Annotated in this window: 10 protein-coding genes; 6 read left to right on the plus strand and 4 right to left on the minus strand. The window is 53.7% G+C overall.

Features of this window, described 5'->3' with window-relative positions; translation table 11 throughout:
• Positions 1-7: 7 nt before the first annotated feature.
• Entirely contained in the window at positions 8-1,021 is a 1,014-nt protein-coding gene (locus R70723_RS04550; RefSeq protein WP_039870143.1) for a helix-turn-helix transcriptional regulator, read from the minus strand.
• A 115-nt stretch (positions 1,022-1,136) separates the two neighbouring features.
• Complete coding sequence (locus R70723_RS04555) at positions 1,137-1,910, minus strand: polysaccharide deacetylase family protein (RefSeq protein WP_039870146.1); 774 nt, start codon at positions 1,908-1,910, stop codon at positions 1,137-1,139.
• Between the two features lie 166 nt (positions 1,911-2,076).
• On the opposite strand from R70723_RS04555, the gene R70723_RS04560 reads away from it, so the two are divergent.
• Positions 2,077-3,486 (plus strand): deoxyguanosinetriphosphate triphosphohydrolase family protein, encoded by a 1,410-nt coding sequence (locus tag R70723_RS04560; RefSeq protein WP_039870147.1) that lies wholly within the window; start codon positions 2,077-2,079, stop codon positions 3,484-3,486.
• A gap of 215 nt (positions 3,487-3,701) precedes the next feature.
• Positions 3,702-5,477, plus strand: a complete 1,776-nt coding sequence (locus R70723_RS04565) for a methyl-accepting chemotaxis protein (RefSeq protein WP_039870148.1) — start codon at positions 3,702-3,704, stop codon at positions 5,475-5,477.
• Between the two features lie 106 nt (positions 5,478-5,583).
• Here the strand turns inward: R70723_RS04565 and R70723_RS04570 are convergent, their stop codons facing one another.
• On the minus strand, positions 5,584-6,519 hold the full coding sequence (locus R70723_RS04570; RefSeq protein ID WP_231574822.1) for a D-2-hydroxyacid dehydrogenase: 936 nt from the start codon (positions 6,517-6,519) through the stop codon (positions 5,584-5,586).
• Positions 6,520-6,631: 112 nt separating this feature from the next.
• Here R70723_RS04570 and thpR point away from each other — a divergent pair, with 112 nt between their 5' ends.
• Together thpR and R70723_RS04580 are read left to right on the plus strand one after the other, a co-directional pair.
• Positions 6,632-7,237, plus strand: coding sequence for an RNA 2',3'-cyclic phosphodiesterase (gene thpR / locus R70723_RS04575; RefSeq protein ID WP_039878245.1), 606 nt, complete (start codon positions 6,632-6,634; stop codon positions 7,235-7,237).
• 82 nt (positions 7,238-7,319) lie between these two features.
• Positions 7,320-8,213 (plus strand): cell wall hydrolase, encoded by an 894-nt coding sequence (locus R70723_RS04580; RefSeq protein ID WP_039870150.1) that lies wholly within the window; start codon positions 7,320-7,322, stop codon positions 8,211-8,213.
• A 76-nt stretch (positions 8,214-8,289) separates the two neighbouring features.
• On the opposite strand, the gene R70723_RS04585 is transcribed toward R70723_RS04580, so the two are convergent.
• Positions 8,290-9,477 carry a UDP-N-acetylglucosamine--LPS N-acetylglucosamine transferase gene (locus R70723_RS04585; RefSeq protein WP_039870151.1) on the minus strand — a complete coding sequence of 396 codons (1,188 nt, stop codon included), beginning with the start codon at positions 9,475-9,477 and terminating at the stop codon, positions 8,290-8,292.
• A gap of 304 nt (positions 9,478-9,781) precedes the next feature.
• On the opposite strand from R70723_RS04585, the gene R70723_RS04590 reads away from it, so the two are divergent.
• On the plus strand, positions 9,782-10,357 hold the full coding sequence (locus R70723_RS04590) for a TetR/AcrR family transcriptional regulator (protein WP_144027141.1): 576 nt from the start codon (positions 9,782-9,784) through the stop codon (positions 10,355-10,357).
• Positions 10,358-10,607: 250 nt separating this feature from the next.
• On the plus strand, positions 10,608-12,962 hold the full coding sequence (locus R70723_RS04595) for a YhgE/Pip domain-containing protein (RefSeq protein ID WP_039870154.1): 2,355 nt from the start codon (positions 10,608-10,610) through the stop codon (positions 12,960-12,962).
• Positions 12,963-13,142: the final 180 nt, after the last annotated feature.

Consider the following 13,142-nt stretch of genomic DNA (forward strand, 5'->3'; position numbering starts at 1 on the left):
CCAAGGTTCAGGTCTCGTATATAATGTCGCCTGTGCCTGTAAGATCATAGCTGTGAATCGAATTAAGCTCATTTTTGAAGGCCGGAGAGCGCAGAATATCAAGAACCGCGCTGATCCATTGTTCATTCTCCGGCTTCTTGAGCATTACCAGGTCATAACGCTCCTTAATCAGCGGGATGAATTCCAGGCCGTCAATAATTTTGGCGGCCTTTTCGATGCCTATGCCCACATCGGCTTCCCCGCGTGCTACGCGGCCGGCTACAGCCAGATGGCTGTTCTCCTCGGTCCCATATCCGCTGAGCCCGGCTGCAGGAATTCCGTGCAGCCGCAGCTGCTCGTCCAGCAGCACCCGTACGCCGGAGCCGCGCTCACGGTTAATCAGCTTCAGGCCCGGCTGCTGCAAATCCTGCCAGCTCCGGATACTCCGCGGATTGCCCTGCTGTACATAGAAGCCGGCGCTGCGGGTCAGCATGTGCACGACGAGATAGGAGAAGCCGACCATCAGCTTACGGATGTAGGGAAGGTTATACTCTCCTGTGTCACCGTCCAGCAGATGGGTGCTGACAATATCAGATTCGCCGTGATACATGGCGATCAGGCTGTCGAGGCTGCCGGCATAGGAGCGGAGCGGCCGTGAAGAGGGCAGGCTGCGCTCCAGATGGGTTGCCAGAATATCAAGGGACATATCCTGTCCGGTAATCACAATGTTCGTTACGGCAGTCTTCGCCGGTCCTGTTCCAGGCTGGCCGAGATGAAGCGGAGGCGAGAAGGTGGCCGGCGGCAGAACAAACGGCGTACCCGTCTGCAGAGGAACGGGAGCTGCGCTTTGCGGAGCTGCAGCTGCACCGCTGCTGCGTGAATGCTGCTTATATGCTTCCAGATCGGAGTGGTCCACCCGCATCTGCTTGCCTACCCGGTAGGAAGGCAGCTCGCCTTTTTTGATCAGATCATAAACCTTTAATTTGGATATTTTCAACAGCCGGGCTATTTCCTCGGTTGTATAGGAAGTATTCTCGGACATAAGCTAAAGCCTCCTGGAGGTGCACTGCGGCAGCGCTCATTAAGTCTAAAAGATAGATCAAGCCTACCTTATTTTGAGAGCGTACGCAATGAATAACGGCAGACTGGACTTGCTGTCAGTAGGCCAGCTGCCTGCCCTCTGCCGCCTTCTCGGAGGCCGACAGCCGGATCAGCTCGGAAACGGTAACGAAGCGGTACCCCTGCTTCTCCAGGGCAGGCAGAATAATCTGCAGGGCTTCATGGGTCTGGGACTGTCCGTGCACATAATCATGGAAAAGCACAATATCCCCGCTGCGGGCGTTCTTGATCACTTTGCTGGAAATGCTCCATACGCCCGGGCGGTTCCAGTCACGCGTGTCCTGATGCCAGGACCACAGGACCGGCTTCAGGCCCATGAGGTTCGAGACCTTGACCAGCGTCTCATCATACATCCCGCCTGGCGGCCGGAAGAGGCTGCTGTGCCTGCCGGTTACCTTTACAATCTCGTCCTCGGTCTGCTTCAGCTCCTTCATTACCTGATCAACAGAAGTAGGCCGTTTAAAGTACACATGGTTATACGTGTGGTTGGCCAGCTCATGGCCTTCCGAGATGACCCGGCCGGCTATTTCAGGATAGGCGGCGATTTTTTTGCCGATTGCAAAAAAGGTGCTCTTCGCGTTGTATTCGTGCAGAACATCAAGGATCTGGGCAGTCTCTGTCGGGTCAGGGCCGTCATCAAAGGTAAAGGCTATTACCTTCTGGCTGATGGGCACTTCCCAGATCATATCGCCCCGCTGCTCGTGATACTGGCGGTTTTTAATATCGGCAAATGCATGTGCATGGCCCCGGCAGCTGATCAGCAGCAAAAGCGGGATTAGCAGTACAGCAGAAAGTCGGCGGATGCTATTCATGGGTTGTCAGTTTCACTCCATACCGGACCCGCATTCGTGGAGCGGGCTATTTTGACCTTAGCATGCTCCGGCCTGGTGCTGAAATATTCACTTTTAGAGTGAAAGTTCTGCCGGAAATGACTTATAATGAATTACTAAATACAGAACATGGATAGGGGCAGCGGATATGACACTAATCGAGAAAAGAGAGCACCGGCAATATCCGGAGGTTACCCGCCTGGAAACATCGAGAGCAGCCTATGAGCGTGACTACTCGCGCCTGATTCATTCACCGACCTTCCGCCGGCTGCAGGGCAAGTCCCAGGTATTCGGCGCGGGCACGGGTGATTATTACCGGACTCGTCTGACCCACTCGCTGGAGGTGGCGCAGATTGCCCGGGAAGCAGCCAAAAGCCTCCTGCGCTCTTATCCCGGGATTGAGACCGGCCAGGCGGACAACCCCGGGCTTGTCATTGATCCTGAAGTGGTGGAATGCGCGGCCATCGCCCATGATTTCGGCCATCCGCCGTTCGGGCATAAAGGCGAAGAGGTGCTGGACAATATCCTTGAACAGCTCATCGCCAAAAAAACAGCCGAGGAAGCGCTGAAATCAGGCGCCGGTCCGGTGCAGAAGCAGACGATTGAAGGGAATATGAAACGGCAGTATGAGCATTTTGAAGGCAATGCGCATAACTTCCGGCTGATCATGTTCCTGGAGAAGCGCGAAAATATTGACGGGCTGAACCTGTCCGATGCCGTTCTGCTTGGGATCAACAAGTATCCTTTTCCCGGCACGGTGCTGAAGAAGGGTATGTATCTGTCCGAATGGAATTATATCTCCGAGATCCGCAAGGACTGGGGAATCCCGGACGGCAAAAAGACACTCGAGGCCCAGCTGATGGACCTGTGCGACGATATCGCCTATTCTGCGCATGATCTGGAGGACGGAATCAAGGCGGGCAAAATCGAGGTCCATGAGCATTTCATGCATGATGCCTATATTCAGCGGCTGATTGTGGAGAAAATTACGACGCTGGAGGATGCCTTCTGGAAGGGCTGGCAGCCTGAGGCCATCCATATTAAGGTGGAAGCCGTGCTGAGCGAATTCCTGCGGGTCTGGATGGAGAAGATGCCCACCTGCGAGAATGATTACTCCCGCACCCGCCGCGAAGTGAAGGCTTACTGGGTCAGCACGTTTGTAGCCAGCCTGGGGGTTATCGCAGACGGGGATTGGAAGAAGGTAACCTTCATTAAGGAAGGCGCTGAGGATGAGGACATGCTGAGAACGGTCAGCGTGCTCAAAAGCTTTGCCTGGGTTACGATGATCCGCGACCTGCGTGTGCAGCGCCTGCAAAAGCGCAGTGAATGGATTCTCCGCCGGCTGTGGGGGGCGTTCAATGAGCCGGAGACCTCCAAGGCCATTATTCCGAGCGACTGGCTGCAGCGCTTCGAGAAGGACCAGCGGCAGGCGAAGCCGATCTGGACCTGGGAGCATATGGTGATCGACTATATCGCCGGGATGACGGACGCATTTGCCGAGAAAATCTATAATGAGCTATACGGCCTGAAGGTTGGCTCCATTTACGACCTGGATTGATGCTGCGGATATAGTTCCGGACTCCCTGCTGGAGTCCGGTTTTTTGCGGGACAATAAGCATTTATCCGGGAATTGAAAGGGTTGGGATGATCTAAAAATATCCGATATCCGTGCCGAAATATAGAGAGTAGTGTATCGTTGTGCCTAAAAATGAAAATGAAAGCAATCGGTTGGAATTACATGGAAAGTTTTCGGAGACCAGAGGAGGCGTATTTGTGGGAAAAGAGCGGAACCGCATGGACTCCGTACTACAGCAGGCAAAAGGTACTGTGAAAAAGGTCATGGAGGCCAGAAAAAAAAGTGTAGGGGCTAAAGTCGCATCAGGCTACGCAGCCTTGGCGGTACTTGTACTGCTGATCGGGGGGACTTCACTCTATCAAATGTACAATATGCAGAAAAACACGGGGAATATTGTTGAAGAATCGATACCGGCGCTGAATCAGATTCATGATATCAACTATTACACGGAACATGTTATGGCGCTCAGCATGCAGCATATTCTCAATACAGACAGTGCGGAGAAAGCAAAGCTGGAGGAGCAGAGAGTCGAAGTCATCCGTACGGTGGCTGAAGCAATGAAGCTTTACAGAGAATCGCTTGCCGGTGAGAGGGGACTGGAGCAGCTGTCCGCCCTCAGTGACAAGTGGGGGGAATTCATGACCATTAATAATCAGGCGATTAAGCTCAGTGACGCAGGGGATGAGGAGCTGGCGCTGGAGGTTTCACAAAAAGGGATTGACGCCTTTAATGCGATGCAGATTGATCTGGAGGCGCTGGTAAAATACAGCCAGGAGGGTGCTGAGCAGGAAGGCCGCCACTCCGAGGAAACCTTTCACACCTCAATTATTGTCAATAGCGTAATCATTGTGCTCGTACTGGTTGTTATTGGCCTGATTAATATGATAATCCGCAAGACCATCATTAATCCGATCAAGACCGTAACCGCTCATCTGCAGCAGATTGCGGAGGGGGATCTGACCGCAGAGGAAACCTTGATCCGGAATGAGGATGAAATCGGACGGCTGGCCAAAACAGTAAATGATACGAACCGTACGCTGCTGGCCATCGTCAGCCAGATCCGCAATGTCTCGGAGATTATTGCCCGGCAGGGCGAGGAGCTGGTACGGACAGTTTCAGGTACCAAGGAAGGGAGCAGCCAGATCGCGGTAACGATGGAGGAGCTGGCCAATGCCGCCGGCAGCCAGGCTGAATCCGCGGTGGAAGCCTCCAAGGCGGTTGAGGACCTGAACAGGCTGATCAGTGATTTTGCCGCAAAAGGAAACGAGCTGATGCAACATTCCGGTCAGGTACGGACCAGGGGGGAACGCGGCAGAGCGCTGATGGAAAGCTCGGTGGCACAGATGGGGCAGATCGCCGAGGTTGTATCCCAGTCAATGGATACAGTAGAGGAGCTGAACCGGAAGAACCAGGGGATTTTCCGGCTGGTTGGCTCGATCCGCAGCATTTCAGAACAGACGCATCTGCTGGCAATCAACGCGGCGATTGAGGCAGCCAGAGCCGGGGACAGCGGCCGCGGCTTTGCTGTTGTCGCCCAGGAGGTGCGCAAGCTCTCGGAGGATGTGCAGCAGACCGTATCCGAAATCACCAGCATTACTCAGGGAATCCAGGCTGATTCCAGAGACATGGTGGAGCAGCTGCGGGAAGGTGTCCTGAAGACTGAAGAGGGCGGCCGGCAGATTCTGGAGACGGGCAGCGCCCTGGCTGAGATTAACCAGTCAGTGGATGTAATGGCCGGAACGATTGAGAACATGGGCGGCGATATCGAGCGGATGGCCGGCGCCAGTGAGACAATGAATGAATTCAGCCAGCATATTTCCGCGCTTGCCCAGCAGTCGGCAGCGGGAGTAGAGGAGACGTCAGCCTCTGCCAACGAGCAGGTGCAGGCAACCAGTGAGGTGGCGGCGGGTATCGGCGAGCTGCGCAGCCGCCTGGTCGAGCTGGAGGAGTCAGTCACACGGTTCCGGATCTAACCGCAGGGACCGGCCAAGAGATAAAGGGGTATTCCCGGCCAAGTAAGAATGGCTGCGGGAATACCCCTTTTTGAATGATATTCTATGGTTATAATGTCAGACGGTATCAGTACTGGCGGCTGTAATCCACCAGATTGCGTGAAGGCTTGCCATCCTTCAGGTAGGCTTGTACATTCTCTGTAAAGAGCTCCACGATCCGGTCGGCATAACGGTCTGTTGTACCGGCGCAGTGCGGGGTAATAATGACCTGCTCCATACCCCAGAGAGGATGCCCGGCCGGCAATGGTTCGGGATCAAAGACATCCAGGCCGGCTCCGGCCAGCTGCCCGCTGTTCAGCGCAGCCATAAGAGCTTCAGTATCCGTGGTCGCCCCGCGTCCGATGTTGATATAATAAGCGCCCTCCGGGCAGGCATTGAATACATCTGCATTGAATAGTCCCTGCGTCTCATCGGTAAGGGGCAGCGTATTGACCAGGAAGTCTGCCGCTTCGGCTGCCTTCCGCAGCTCAGCGGTGGTATAGACCTTATCAAATCCGTCAACGGCTTTACCGGAACGGCTGACTCCGACTGTATTCATCCGGAAGGCCTTGGCGATCCGTGCGGTCTCGCTGCCAATGGAGCCTGTACCGGCAATCACTACCGTTTTACCTGTCAGCTCGCTTTCTTTACCGTCAGAATGCCATTTACGTTCCAGCTGATTGCGTAGCGCCGTGTGCAGATTGCGGGTAAACATCAGCATGAACCCGATTATAACAGCTGTAATCGGTTCGGCGTGGACGCCGCTGGCGTTGGTCAGAAGAATGCCGCGCTCCTCCAGCCGCCCGAGCGGCAGCTTCTCTACGCCTGCAGACCAGGTCTGCACCCAGCGGAGCGGTGAATCGGACTGCAGGACAGTATCACTGATGCCCTTGCCCCAGCCGATTATAATTTCCGCGCGGGCAAGCTGGTCAAGATCCGGGCTTTTGGCATTTCCGAGTGTAAGGGTATAACCTAGAGCAGCGGCGAGAATAGTCTCCTGCTGCTGTGCAGTAAGCGGCTGCAAACAAACAATGGATTTAGTGATGATGGTTCCCTCCCGTTATGCAATTTTCGTAAAAATGGCTGAACCTGTATACAATAAGGATAACAAATCTGCCCCGAAAGGTGAAATTCCTATGGAAAACCGCTTGACTGGCCGTGATACTGAACGTCTGTTTATTGCCGTAAAGCTGCCTGAAGAGCCGGCAGGACTGCTGGGACAGGAAGCTGCCGCCTTGTCGTCCAGGCTTAAGTTCGCCAAATGGACATATCCTGATGATTATCATATTACCCTCCAGTTTCTGGGTGACACCCCTGCTGCCAAAATTCCTGAGCTGCTGGCTGCCCTGGAGGTAATTTCTGCCGGGCAGGAGCCCTTCACCCTCCGTCTGGGTGAATGGGGAACCTTCGGTGCTCCGGAATCACCCAGAGTGCTGTGGGCAGGGGTTTCCGGTGAGCTGGAGCAGCTGCGGAACCTGCAGCGGAAGATTGTTTCTGCAACTTCACCGCTGGGGTTTAAGGAGGAAAAAAGAACCTATTCCCCTCATCTTACACTTGCCCGGAAATACCGGGATGAGCGCGCTTTCAGCAGCGGGCTGCTTAGTGATCTAAGGAGCCGTACAGAGAATATAGAGAACAATTGTTCGGTTAAAGACTGGACGATTGATGCTTTTGTGGTGTATGCTACTAGAATGCATGCCATTCCTATGTATGAAATGATCGGAAAAATGACATTTTTCTAAGCTTAAATCGACAAGAAAGTTTTCAAAGCTTCCATTTTCGGTTACATACAATAGGAATGTGCCGTAAATTAGGAGGTAAAAAATGGATATTTTCAAACAAAACCGCTGTATTGCGCTGCTTGTTGGCGTTATTCTAGTGTGTTTCTCAGCGATAAGCCTGTTTAGCCCCGGCGCGATTACCGAAGGACAGAATACACAGCAACTGGATACATTGGGTGGAGCCGGTTATGCTGCTGCAGCAGCATTGACGGAGCAGCAGCCGCCTACCGCAGAGAGGATGAACAGGACAGCTGCAAGCACCCCTGTTTTTTATACATCAGCAGCTGGTCTCAGCCATATCTGGCAGGACAAGCATAAGGCAGGATGGTTCGGTCCTGACAAGCTCAAGCTTGCGAAGGCAGCCGTGAAGCAGCCTGAGCAGCCCAAAGCCACTCTGATGAAGGCCCCGCCGGCAGTGCAGACAACACTTAAGCAGGCGGCAGCCAAGGGGAATCAGACCGTAAAGAATGTAAGCACGGCATCTCAGCACAATCCCCCACTCAAATTGTTCTTCTCCCGGACAAAGCTACTAAGCCAGGAACAGCAAGCGGAAGCAACCTGGAGCTACGCCGTATCCGATGAAGACCTGCTACTGCTGCAGAAGATTGTAATGGCAGAAGCGGAGGGTGAACCGTACCAGGGCAAGGTGGCAGTCGCCAACGTTGTTCTGAACCGGCTACGGTCAGCCAATTATCCCGACACTATATATGAGGTCATTTATCAGAAAAGCCAGTTCAGCCCGGTTGCTAACGGGCGTCTTAAGCGTGTAAAACCTAATGAAGACAGCATTAAAGCGGTCAATGCCGCTCTTTCCGGAGTGAAGGAGGTTACGGATGATACGTATTTTTTCCTGTCGCTGCAGCTTGCCCAGGATCTGACTGTGCATCATTCGCGCACCTATGCCAAGACGATCGGCAATCATACCTTTTATAAATAAGCTTCAGTCAAATTGCAGACAAACTAAAAAACCCCCCATATCTGCGTTAGGCAGGATGGAGGGTTTTTTTGGCTGTTCAGGGGGTGACATAGACTGCCTCTTCCGTCCGGGCCTGGGCCCGCGTGCTCCTCAGCTCTGCTGTCACGTCTGCAGTCTTGCCAAGAAGCTGCAATACGGCGGAGGCACAGTTATGCGTCTGCTGGCGCTCCTGGGCGAGCCGGCGTCTGCGCTGCTCCTCGATTCCCTTGTACTCGCGAAGGAGCATGGAGAACCATTTGTCCACTACCCGGGAATTAAGCTCCTCGGCAAGACCGAGCTCTACGAAATACTGGCAGTTCTTTTCTTCCTGGCCGGGGATCGCACTGTAGAACAGCATCGGAATTCCTTTGGCCTGGCCTTCCGTGCAGGTCATTCCGCCCGGTTTGGTTATAAGCAGGTCAGAAACATCCATAAGCTTGTTGATCTCGTTGCTGTAGCCCAGGATTTTTACATTGGGATGATTCAGCAGCGGTGTCGAGCGCATCCTTGCCACCAGCTTGTCGTTGCTGCCCATACAGAAGATCAGCTGTATCTGATCCATTCTGGCGGTAAGTGAATCCATAACATCCTGTCCGAACATCAGCCCCCAGCCTCCGCCCATAATCAGGACGGTTGGGATATCAGCCAGCCCCAGCTCTTTACGGAGCAGTGTCTTATTGGAACGCTCCCAGAACTTGGGGTGTACCGGAATTCCGGTCACTGTAACCAGCTCGGGTGAGACACCCCGGCCGGTAAGAACGGATTTGACGCGGGAGGTGGAGACCAGATAACGGTCAGTTTCAGGATTCACCCAGCTGGCGTGCGCATCATAATCTGTAATTAATGTATACAGCGGTACATCCAGGCCCTGCTGCTTCAGCCTTGCGATAACTGCGGCAGGAATCGGATGGGAGCAGATAATGAGATCAGGCTTAAGCTGCTCAATTACCTTTTTGGCACGTGTATAAAAGACCCGGTGCAATGCTGCCCGGGTCAGCCGGCTCAGTGATTTATGATATTGGGTTTTATACATCATGCCGACCAGCTTCGGCTGGCTGCTGACTGTCTTTCGGTAAGCGGAAAGGATCCAAGGCGCAACCGTAGGATTCAGGAATTTGCCCAGCTCAATGACCCGGCACTGGACGTCCGGGCTAAGCAGTCTGATTCCCTCGGCCAGAGCATAGGCTGCCCCTGTATGGCCCGTGCCGAAGCCTTCCGAAAACAGCAGTACTCTTTTCTTTCGCATAAGTTCACCTGCTACTTTCCTTCATTTAGGTAGAATTGCGGGTTCTCTTTTTAGATCGAATAGGAGATACCTCTTAGTAAAGCTCTTCTTCCATTATAAATTAATTAGACTACTTCTCTCACATTATACAAATAAGACGTAAATGGAAAGTTAAAACACTGCAATAAATAAAAATAAAGAAGAGGCACGGGTATTGCCAAGCGAATGTGAAAGTGTTAAAGTAGGTGTTGACCAAATGACCGGAATAGTAAAGTGGTCAGAGTGGTGTGGCAGCGATTTTTTGCAGGAAAGGGAGTGGACGATGGTGGCTGTGGTAGATCGAAGGCAGCTGGTGCTTCAGGCCGCGACGAAGTGTTTTTCATTATTCGGCTATAAGGCAACAACAATGGATCAGGTCGCAAAGATCGCAAATGTCGGAAAGGGTACGATTTATACCTTTTTTACGAATAAGGAGCAGCTGTTTGATGAGATTCTGCGTGATGTCATTACCGAGATGAAGCATATCGCCGAGCGGGAGATCAGACGGGATAAGCCGTTTTTTGATAACCTGCACAGGGTACTGGATGCACTGCTTGAATTTCGAAGCGAACACGAGCTGTTTATCAAGCTTTCCCAGGAAAGTCGCGATTTCGGAACGCCGCAGGCCGGTGACGGGCTCGACAAGCTTGAGAACGTTGTGCTGGAATATTTGGAGCGGGAGGTGGAACAGGCCGTAGAGCAAGGAGAGATCAAGCCGTGTGACCCCAAGATTGTGTCGATAGTAATGTTCAGGCTCTACATTGTGCTGACTGCTGAGCTGAATAAGGTGCATGTGCCTTTAAGCAAGGAGCAGATCAAGGATTATTTCCATCTATTTTTAACGGATGGCCTGGCACAGTAAATGCTGAACTGATGAGGGGCCGGCGCACAGGCTGTCCGCTGTCCCTGAACACGGTGCTGTATTGTGAAAAGCCGGCAGGCTGAAAGTGAAATTTTTTTTGTCCTTAAATGACCGAATGAGGAAAATGGTCATCTGGTGTTACTGTAACTTTCATCCGGCTATCAAGTTAGCAGTCCCGCAGAGATAAAGAGAGATTTATAGCATTTATAGCATTATAAAAAGAGCATATGATTATAAGGAGAGAACCAGAATGAAATCTTTATCCGTCTTTTTTAAGGATCTGGGCGCGGCGCTGAAGAATCCCAAGGTGCTGATTCCCATGTTCGTTGTCCTGTTCATTCCCGTACTCTACAGCGGTTTGTTCCTCAAGGCCTTCTGGGACCCGTACGGTAAAATGAACGAGCTGCCTGTTGCCGTTGTTAATGAGGATAATGGAGCAGAATACGAGGGCTCCCGGCTTACCGCCGGCAGTGATCTGGTAGAGGAGCTCAAAAAAACCGACGGGTTCAAGTGGGATTTTGTAACCCGTGCCGAGGCTGAGGCCGGGCTGGACGATGATACGTATTACATGGCGATTATTGTTCCTGAGGATTTCTCCGCCAGCGCGACGACGCTGCTGGAGGCAGACCCGCAGCCGGCCAAAATCATTTACGAGCCGAATGAAGGCTATAACTTCCTGGCCGGCCAGATCGGCGGAACCGCTGTTAAGGATATCAAGACCAAGGTATCTGCCAAAATTACAGAAGCGTACACGACTTCTGTGTTCGACAAGATTACAGAAATTGCTGACGGCCTCGGGGATGCCGGAGACGGGGCGACCCAAATCGCCGACGGTGCAGCCAAGCTGGATGACGGTGCGCTCAAGCTCAAGGATAATCTGCTTGTACTGACTGAGGGTACCGGCAAGCTGGTAGAGGGAGTAGCACCGCTGACTGAAGGCGTAACAGCCCTTAATAACGGAGCAGCGGCGCTGGAGAGCGGCAGCAGCACCCTGGCAGGCGGACTTGAGCAATTGTCCGCCGCACATAAAAAGCTGCAGGCCGGCGTATCGCAGACAGCGGACGGCAGCAAGCAGCTCAGCGCAGGCCTGAAGCAGTCCGAGGCCGGAGCCAAGGCTCTTCAGACCGGCACGCAGTCGGCAGTCGACGGAACAGCGAAGCTGCAGGCCGGCACGCAGTCCGTAGTGGACGGCAGCGCCAAGCTGGCAGCCGGACTGACGGACGCAAGTGAAGGCAGTGCGAAGCTGGAAGCCGGTCTTCAGGCTTCCAAGGAAGGCAGCGCTAAGGTAAGCGCCGCTGCCAAGGCGGTGTCCGACGGCCTGCAGCAGCTGGCCAAGTCGAACCCGCAGCTTGCTGCAAGCGCAGATGTGCAGAAGCTGCTGGCCGCAAGCGCCGCTGTAGCCGAAGGCACAGCGCAGCTCGATCAGAGCCAGCAGCAGCTGCTGGCTGGCGCAACGTCGCTGCACAGCGGCCACGGGCAGCTGGTGCAGGGCGCGAACCAGCTGCAGGCGGGAACGCAGCAGCTGGACGCGGGGGTTACGCAGCTGCATGAAGGTGCGCAGCAGCTGAATGCAGGCAGCACGCAGCTGCTGGCCGGGCAGCAGCAGCTCCTGGCCGGCGCAGCGAAGCTGGAGACCGGCGGCGGCACGCTGTCCGCCGGGATGCAGCAGTTCGGCGCGAAGCTGGACGAAGCGGCCGCAGGCGGTGCGAAGCTGGCTGACGGCGGCAAGGCGCTGGAGGCGGGCACCTCTAAGCTGCTGGCAGGCGCAGGCCAGCTCAGCAGCGGGCTTAGCTCAGTGGCCGACGGCTCGAAGCAGCTTAGCGATGGTGCGGGCCAGCTGAAGGACGGCCTCGATGAGCTGAAGACCGGCTCCGGCGAGCTGGCCTCCAAGCTTGGGGATGCCGCTACGCAGACCAGCACCGTGAACAAGAGCGATGCGCTGGTAGCCATGTTCGCACAGCCGGTGCAGATTGAAGAAGTAAAGGTCAGCGCAGTGCCGAACTACGGCACAGGATTCGCCCCTTACTTCCTGTCACTCGGACTATTCGTAGGCGCGCTGATCTGTACGCTGGTCATTCCGATGAGCAGCTCCGAGGTTCCCGGCGCAAGCCGGTTCAACCGGTTCATCAGCCGCACGCTGACCTTCTCGATGATGAGTGTGCTCCAGTCGCTGATGGCGGCGATGATAGTACTCTACGGGCTGGGCCTTGAAGTGCAGAATGTAGCCTTGTTCTATGCATTTACCTTTATTACGAGCATCTCGTTTATGTGGATGATTCAGGCGATTGTAACCTGGCTGGATCAGCCTGGGCGGTTTGTAGTCATTGTGATCCTGATCTTCCAGCTGACTACAAGTGCAGGAACCTTCCCGCTGGAGCTGATTCCGGGCTGGATGAAGTTCTTCAATCCGCTGCTTCCGATGACCTACAGCGTCCGCGGATTTAAGGCAGCCATCTCCACAGGCAATTACGGTATGATGTGGAGTGATGCGGGAGTCCTGGCCATTTATGGAATTGTATTCCTGGCACTTACCTTTACCTACTTCATGACCCGTGAACAGGAGAATGAAATTACTGTAAAAGGTGAACAAGTGTTGACTGTATAACGAATTTGCCGCAAATTGGCCAAACTTAGCAAAGGACGCCCTGATGAGGGCGTCCTTTGTATTTTCATATGCGGAAAAGTCCATAAAAAAAGATATATAGTGAAAATAAAACCCTGTTGAAGCGTTTCCAATGTATAAGTGCTTATTCATGATTAATGCATAAATATTCACTATAAGGTT

This window comes from Paenibacillus sp. FSL R7-0273 (genome assembly GCF_000758625.1).
Classification (GTDB): Bacteria; Bacillota; Bacilli; order Paenibacillales; family Paenibacillaceae; genus Paenibacillus_AQ.

What these genes read in the sequence shown, in the direction of transcription:
- R70723_RS04550 (WP_039870143.1), bottom strand. Translation starts at nt 1,021, where the DNA reads ATGTCCGAGAATACTTCCTATACAACCGAGGAAATAGCCCGGCTGTTG.
- R70723_RS04555 (WP_039870146.1), bottom strand. Translation starts at nt 1,910, where the DNA reads ATGAATAGCATCCGCCGACTTTCTGCTGTACTGCTAATCCCGCTTTTG.
- R70723_RS04560 (WP_039870147.1), top strand. Translation starts at nt 2,077, where the DNA reads ATGACACTAATCGAGAAAAGAGAGCACCGGCAATATCCGGAGGTTACC.
- thpR (WP_039878245.1), top strand. Translation starts at nt 6,632, where the DNA reads ATGGAAAACCGCTTGACTGGCCGTGATACTGAACGTCTGTTTATTGCC.
- R70723_RS04580 (WP_039870150.1), top strand. Translation starts at nt 7,320, where the DNA reads ATGGATATTTTCAAACAAAACCGCTGTATTGCGCTGCTTGTTGGCGTT.
- R70723_RS04585 (WP_039870151.1), bottom strand. Translation starts at nt 9,477, where the DNA reads ATGCGAAAGAAAAGAGTACTGCTGTTTTCGGAAGGCTTCGGCACGGGC.
- R70723_RS04595 (WP_039870154.1), top strand. Translation starts at nt 10,608, where the DNA reads ATGAAATCTTTATCCGTCTTTTTTAAGGATCTGGGCGCGGCGCTGAAG.